The sequence below is a fragment of the Spirulina sp. 06S082 genome, from assembly GCF_034932145.1.
Classification (GTDB): domain Bacteria; phylum Cyanobacteriota; class Cyanobacteriia; order Cyanobacteriales; family Spirulinaceae; genus CCY15215.
In genome coordinates, this window is sequence record NZ_JAYGHV010000451.1 from 1 (window position 1) to 5,143 (window position 5,143).

Below are 5,143 nucleotides of genomic sequence, written 5' to 3' on the forward strand. Positions count from 1 at the left end.
CCCTCTCTATCTCCCCCCTTATTAAGGGGGGCAGGGGGGGGATCTCTCTTCCTCTTCTTTATTAAGGGGGGCTGGGGGGATCTCTCTTCCCCTCCCTTATTAAGGGGGGCAGGGGGGGATCTCTCTCCCTCTCCCTTATTAAAGAAGACAGAAGAGCATCTTTCCCCCCCCCCTTATTAAGGGGGGGCAGGGGGGGATCTAAAATCAAACCCGCTCCGGATGAGCGTGCAGATATTTAAGTTCCTTCGGCAAACAAATCCCCTTTAAACTACAATCGCGGCACTTGCGGGAATTGTCGATAGGAGCAGGCATCGAACCCACCGCCGTCTCTCGAGCAGAAGCGATCGCCACCTCCGTTGCCCGACGCAAATCCGAGGTAAATTCAACGCGATCGCGCCGACGGTTGCCATGATAAAAAATCTCGCCAAAAGCAATACTTTTCCCCGTGCGTTCCTCCAAACACAACGCCGCCCCGCAAAGTTGAAAATGGTCATTTAAGTGCTTATTTGCTCGTCCTTTTTTATATTCGAGCGGCACTAAAATCCCCTCTTTTTCCTCCACCGCATCAATAATCCCCTTGACTTGCAGGCGATCGCACCACACCCATTGCTGGCGGCGAACGAGAACATCCCCCTCCCGCGACTCCCCCGGTTCATCAATATTGCGATGCAAATGGCGACCGAGGATAATATGTTCGTTATCCGCCATCTCCCCCACAACATACTCCCAATAAAACCGCCGAGGACAATACTCCCAAGCATTCAGATAAGACAAAGGCAAATAATGATCTGTCATCGGATCTAACTCCCTTAACTGATAACTGTTCGCTGTTCACTGATAACTGTCTGTCCCATTCCCATCGAAGTTTTGCGCCCCACCCCCGCAAAGAAAGCAAACTGCGCCAAAATCGAAGCAATACGCGCCTGTTCCGGATTCGGAAACCGATACCGCGCCCAACCTTGGGAGCCAATTTCCGCACCCCCCTCCATCTTCAGCGCATAGGTCTTCAAGTCATAAGCCGCCACAAAACCCTCCCACTCCTGTCGAGGAAAATGCAAATCTTCCGGCGCAAACCCATTCCACCGACGCAAAAGACTGCTAAATACAAGTGTGGGAAGGGGAAAAGGTTGAACATATTGCTTTTGCTTAAAACTGGTGGGGGAGTGAAAATCAAGAGAGATTTCGCGAGTTGCCGATATCTCCGCAAGTTGCCGATATTGCGCCGCTTTGACCAATCGATGAGAATCGGGTAAAGCGTAAACCATGCGAACTTTAAACGGAAATTTTCCCAGAGTCAAAGATTCTCGTTCGGCAATCTCAAGACCATTCAGTAACTGAGAAACCAGACCGCCATCTAACAACCCAATCCGACAGTAAAAGCGATCGCCAGACTTATTCTTGACCGGATGGCGATGTCCCAATAAACCCGACACGCTTAAAGGAGAAATTTTGGCATCGTGAATCGCTGCGGCAACGCGATCGTTTCCCAACTTAAACCATTCTAAAACTTGAGCATAGAGGGCGCGTCCGAGGGTAGCTGGAGGCTTGCCGGATTTTGCCGCCCCAAACTCCACCACCACCGTTTGCAGCCGCGTTGCAGGAGTATCAGGAAACATGAGCCACCTCCCCCGCACCATAAGCCATCCCTCGAGGCAAATTTGCACCTTCCAATTCCCAATAATCTCCCTCCAGTTGTGCTTCACTCACTAAACTAACAGGGGGCATCACAATACGATTGTACAATCGCAACTGAGAAGAAGAGGGTAAATCCAAAGGATTAAGAGGGTGCTGGCACAAATAAAGCCCCGATCGCGCCTCCATCTCTTCTACAGGTTTCACCTCCATCTCAATTTTTGCCGCCCATTTTCCCAAACGAATCCAACGCGGGAATGGTTCGATAGGTTTGGTAGCAATAATATAAGTCCGATACTCACTACCGACTGCCAGTTCCTTAGCACGACCGTAATTAATAGGATAATTGAGTTCTGCACCCTTCCCCCCAAACTGTTTCGATCGCCCGTAATAAGTTGTTTGTGCAGCCTTAAAAGTATTCACTTGATACGACCAGTGCAAAGGTTTTGCAGGAAAAACGTAAATACCAGCATTGTTAAGCGTTAAGAGATTTTGTTCGCGATCGCGATCCAAATAAGCAGGTTTTTGCGCGAAAACTCCTTGCAAGCGATAGGGAAGGGGAATATGGGTGACGCTAAACAAAGCATAGCTTAACGCCCAATTATGGAGATATTTCTCGGTTTCATAGAGCAATCCCATTTCCCGCGTCGCAAAAAAGACATTATCGTGTAACGTCAAAGTACAGCAATAAATAATCATTGGCGATTGATTCTTCAAGATAAACAATTAGCGATTGATGTAGGGGCGTATTGCATACGCCCAAACAATTTACGACATAAATTACTTGCTTTTCTTCTTACTTGCCTTTTTCAAAGCACCGTAAGTCTCCGAGTAAGTTTTCGTTTGCTCGTACAGCGTCGAAAATACATCTTGCAAGCGCGTTTCATCTTGATAAATCTCATTAATTTCCCCTAAAAGCGCTTGGAGATCGGCATTAAAGATGGTTTGTTTTTTAAGCACGGGTTCTTGCTGAATTAACTCATTCGCAACAATACTTCCCTGACTGCATAAATCCGCGATCGGTGCATTGAGATCGCCCTTTAAGCGATCGTACAGCGCTTGGGTAAAATGAAGATTGCTAAAGATTTCTCCATCGCAGAAAGCAATTCCTAAAAGGTGATTTTTCATCGTTCCCGTGCGAGATTCCTGTGCGCCATAACGTCGGGTTCGTAAGAGATTTCCCAAAACATAAATAAACCCTTCATAAGTGGGATCTCGCAAAGTTTCCACCGTCGGAAAAGTAATCTCGGGTAAAACGTGATCTTGCTCATTAATCGCACTCCGCATTTCTCCTCCTTCGCTCATTGTTCCCCCTTCAAAAGGAGCATTAAAAGTAAAACTGCGATGAGATTTTTCGTAAGCACTGAGAGAAAAAGCAGAATCAGAATACACCTTAGAACGTTCAGAACCGCTATCACCGATCGCAAATCCATAAATAATGCAATCCGGACATTTTTTGCAGCTTCCTTCACCATTATATTCGCAATAATTGGTTTTTGAATCTTTATCCGCACTGGTGAGATTGAGAGAGCGCAATAATTCTCGTCCTGTTAATCGTTCCGGTGTCGTTTGTTTGCGCTTAAACATCACGAGACGACTAATCGGATCGCGCATTTCCAAACCCGCTTGAGTCCGTGCCGTATTGAGAACAGAATCAGTTTGAAAAACGGGGAAAGATTGGCTGTGACGCAACAGCAGAAAGTGAACGTATTTCCCAGAAGCCAAACGAGGAAAACTGGGCTGAAAATGAGGCTTTAAAGTTTCGAGAATACTCATGGTAATTGCTCCTATTGAATGAAAAATTTACTAGACTTGAGAATCTTCTGGCCCTACAGTTGACTCGGATTTCTCCTGTAAAGCCAGCCAGCGATAAGCAAATTCTGCACCGGATTCGATGCGATTGCGATTTTCTTGTAAAAGAGCGCGATCGCCTTTGCACATTCCCCCAAATAAATCCTCAACACAGGTAGTCATAAAAGCACGAATTGCCTCCAATTCCTTCGCCAAACGAGTTTCGTAAGGAAGAGATTTATCTAATAAGAAAGGACGATTATATGCCTCTTGGCGATCGAGTGCATCTTTTAATAATCCCGATCCTTGCAGAATCATCTCTTCTTGATTCCAGTCATCAGGAACAGAAAGAATTTCTTCCAAGGCTTTAGAAAGTGGCAGCAAAATTGCATGACTTGATGATTTATGAGGGCGAACTCGGTAAAAAGTTCGATACTCTTCCACCAAGCGTTGAGTTAATTCTAATTTGTCTGACATTTGCGGTTTTCCTTCAGTGAATAGTTCGGCAAATTTCCAATAGCGAAGAACTTCTTCATCGCTGGGATCGCGTTTCTTTCCACGCAATCCTTCATTGGCTAAAACAAATACATTTAAAACATCAGTCATCACCTCCCGTACTGTTGAATTAAAAGCTGGCCAGCGAGCATCTGGAGCATTGCTGCGAGTCTCCAAATGCAAGCAATAAATAGCTAATAAACGCTCTAACGCAATTGGAATTTCTTGCAATCGTAATGATGGTGATAATTGCAGTAATGTCCAAAATCCGGCTGCACCATCGAGAAGTGTTGATTCGAGAAAATCGCGATCGCTATTGTAAAGTGGAATTGTGCTGCTGGTAGCAACAACTTTAACTCCAAGTAACAAGGGTAAAGCAAGTGCTAAGAAAGCAGGTTCGATCCATGCTTCTGTGACTGTTTTTCCTCGTGTTGTCGTGTAAATTGTTGCCATAAAAGGCAAATCTGCACTCTCATATCTGTCTTGAGCAAACCGTCCATCTTTAACCTTTTCAGTTTTGCGCCAAGGAAGCGATCGCAAGCTCTCTAAATCCATTTTTTCTTGTAACCAATGCTTGCGAATATCCCAAAGATTGACTCGCATTATTTCTTCTGCGAACAGACGCATTGCCGCAGCCATTTGAGGTGAGTATAAATAAGCAGGAAAAATATAGAGAAAGACGGGTTGCTGTTCTTCAAATTTTCCCGCTTGAACTGACCATCGTGCTTGACGTAAAAGCATTTCTAACGCCCAAATTTTAGAAATTCCTCGCTTCAGTTGCCGTCCTCCCAAGGAATTCTTATTACTGTATTGTTGGGGCTTAAATAGCACCACTGAGTCCATTTGGTTTTCAGAAGTAAATTCTCCAGAACTGAGAGAACAAATCGGCTGTTTGGCTGCTTTGGTTTTCGCTTCGCTATAGGTCGCATATTCTGTTTGAAAGTCTGGTTGTTTGCTTTCCCAGCCTTGAATTTCGAGATAACTTTCAAGATAGCGATCGAAAACCGCTTGGGTTGGACTTTCATGAGCAGGTAAGATTTCTTTATCCTCTGCCCAAGTTGCTAAATCCTCGGTCAGTTTCTTCATTATCTCTGATATTTGTTCGAGGTCGAGAGTCGGGCGATCGCTAACATAATGAGCCGCAACTCGATACCAGCCATAATTGACCCCTCCTGCTTGTATTTGCGTTTCTTCTGGAGCAATGCGATCGCTCAGATTTAATGCT

5 protein-coding genes are annotated in these 5,143 nt (G+C 45.3%); all 5 read right to left on the bottom strand.

Annotated elements, in window-relative coordinates:
- Positions 1-204: 204 nt before the first annotated feature.
- Positions 205-795 (bottom strand): CRISPR-associated protein Cas4, encoded by a 591-nt coding sequence (gene cas4, locus VB714_RS26685; RefSeq protein ID WP_323228326.1) that lies wholly within the window; start codon positions 793-795, stop codon positions 205-207.
- A gap of 14 nt (positions 796-809) precedes the next feature.
- Complete coding sequence (gene cas6, locus VB714_RS26690) at positions 810-1,616, bottom strand: CRISPR-associated endoribonuclease Cas6 (protein WP_323228327.1); 807 nt, start codon at positions 1,614-1,616, stop codon at positions 810-812.
- On the bottom strand, positions 1,606-2,331 hold the full coding sequence (cas5d, locus tag VB714_RS26695; protein WP_323228329.1) for a type I-D CRISPR-associated protein Cas5/Csc1: 726 nt from the start codon (positions 2,329-2,331) through the stop codon (positions 1,606-1,608). Before cas5d ends, cas6 begins: the two co-directional genes overlap by 11 nt.
- An 81-nt stretch (positions 2,332-2,412) precedes the next feature.
- A complete protein-coding gene (cas7d, locus tag VB714_RS26700) occupies positions 2,413-3,408 on the bottom strand; it encodes a type I-D CRISPR-associated protein Cas7/Csc2 (RefSeq protein WP_323228330.1) in 996 nt (331 codons plus the stop codon).
- Between the two features lie 30 nt (positions 3,409-3,438).
- On the bottom strand, positions 3,439-5,143 hold a 1,705-nt coding region (gene cas10d, locus VB714_RS26705), incomplete at its 5' end, for a type I-D CRISPR-associated protein Cas10d/Csc3 (protein WP_323228332.1).

Excerpts from the sequence above, each read along its gene's own strand:
- cas4 (WP_323228326.1), bottom strand. The coding sequence starts at position 795 with ATGACAGATCATTATTTGCCTTTGTCTTATCTGAATGCTTGGGAGTAT.
- cas7d (WP_323228330.1), bottom strand. The coding sequence starts at position 3,408 with ATGAGTATTCTCGAAACTTTAAAGCCTCATTTTCAGCCCAGTTTTCCT.
- cas5d (WP_323228329.1), bottom strand. The coding sequence starts at position 2,331 with ATGATTATTTATTGCTGTACTTTGACGTTACACGATAATGTCTTTTTT.
- cas6 (WP_323228327.1), bottom strand. The coding sequence starts at position 1,616 with ATGTTTCCTGATACTCCTGCAACGCGGCTGCAAACGGTGGTGGTGGAG.